The sequence below is a fragment of the Terrabacter carboxydivorans genome (genome assembly GCF_039532035.1).
Classification (GTDB): domain Bacteria; phylum Actinomycetota; class Actinomycetes; order Actinomycetales; family Dermatophilaceae; genus Terrabacter; species Terrabacter carboxydivorans.
In genome coordinates this window covers 1-1,348 of record NZ_BAAARE010000059.1, presented here as the reverse complement: position 1 = coordinate 1,348, position 1,348 = coordinate 1, and the positions used below count along the sequence as shown (strand labels likewise).

General features: G+C 68.0%; 1 protein-coding gene. It reads right to left on the bottom strand.

Features of this window, described 5'->3' with window-relative positions:
* Window positions 1-26: 26 nt before the first annotated feature.
* Window positions 27-1,297, bottom strand: a protein-coding gene (locus ABD297_RS23530; RefSeq protein WP_344257588.1) for an IS3 family transposase whose coding sequence is annotated in 2 segments (ribosomal slippage) — window positions 27-1,009 and window positions 1,009-1,297 — 1,272 coding nt in all. Because the reading frame shifts where the segments join, the coding sequence is not laid out codon by codon here.
* Window positions 1,298-1,348: the final 51 nt, after the last annotated feature.

The following is a 1,348-nucleotide window of genomic DNA, read 5'->3' as shown; positions in this document are numbered from 1 at the left end:
TGAACCGCCCCGGGATGTCCGGAGACTTACTGGTTTGAGAGCTCCAGCTCCTGCTGGGACTCGTTTTGAGCGTAGTAGGCCGCTTCGAGTTCGGCCGGTGGGACGTCGCCGCAGTACGCGTAGAGGCGGCGGTGGTTGAACCAGTCGACCCACTCGGCGGTCGCGTACTCGACGTGCTCGACAGTGCGCCACGGCCCCCGGCGCTTGATCAGCTCGGTCTTGTACAACCCGTTGATCGTTTCGGCCAAAGCATTGTCATAGGAGTCACCCGTCGTACCCACCGAGGCCGCGATGCCAGCCTCGGCGAGGCGTTCGGTGTACCGGATCGAGGTGTACTGAGAGCCGCGATCCGTGTGTGCCACAACGGCTTCCATGCTCGCGCCCGAACGCTCCCTGGTCCACACGGCCTGCTCGAGGGCGTCCAGGACCAGCTGCGTGCTCATCGACGTGCCGGTCCGCCAGCCCAGGATGCGACGGGCGAAGGCGTCGATGACGAAGGCGACGTACACCCACCCGCTCCAGCTCGACACGTAGGTGATGTCCGCGACCCACAGCCGGTCCGGGGCGGCGGGGTTGAAGTCGCGTCCGACCAGGTCCCTGGCCCGCTCGGCCGCGGGGTCGGCGATGGTGGTGCGCTTGGCCTTGCCGCGGACCGCACCCGCCAGCCCGTCCTGGCGCATCAGCCGCTCGACCGTGCAGCGGGCCACCGGGATACCTTCCCGGTTGAGCGTCAGCCACACCTTCCGCGCCCCGTACACCCCGTAGTTGCTGGCGTGAACACGGCGGACCTCCTTCAACAGCAGCGCATCCCGGTGCTCACGCGCGGTCGCCTGACGGTTGACGTGGGCGTAGTACGTCGATGGGGCGATCGGCATCCCGTGCTCGGTCAGCACCGTGCAGATCGGCTCGACACCCCAGCGCAGCCCACCGTCCTCGCGGTGGCCGGCGTGCTCGCGGATGAACTCCACGATCACCTGAAGGGCCGGTCGAGCTCGGCCGCGAAGAAAGCCGACGCCGAACGCAGGATCGCGTTCGCCCGGCGCAGCTCGGCCACCTCCCGCTTAAGCCGCTTGACCTCGGCCGACTCCTCACTGGTCACGCCCGGACGGGCCCCCTGATCGACCTGGGCCTGACGCACCCACTTGCGGACCGTCTCTGCGGTGCTCACCCCGAGCAGCTGCGCGACCTGGCCCATTGCTTCCCAGTCCGTGGCGTGATCCGAACGGATCTCCTCGAACATCCGCACCGCCCGAGCCTTCAGCTCAGGCGGGTACCTCCTGGACGTGTTCCCCGGCATGACTCCAACCTTCCCAAGGTTCGAAGCCTCCCGACATCCCGGGGCGGTTCA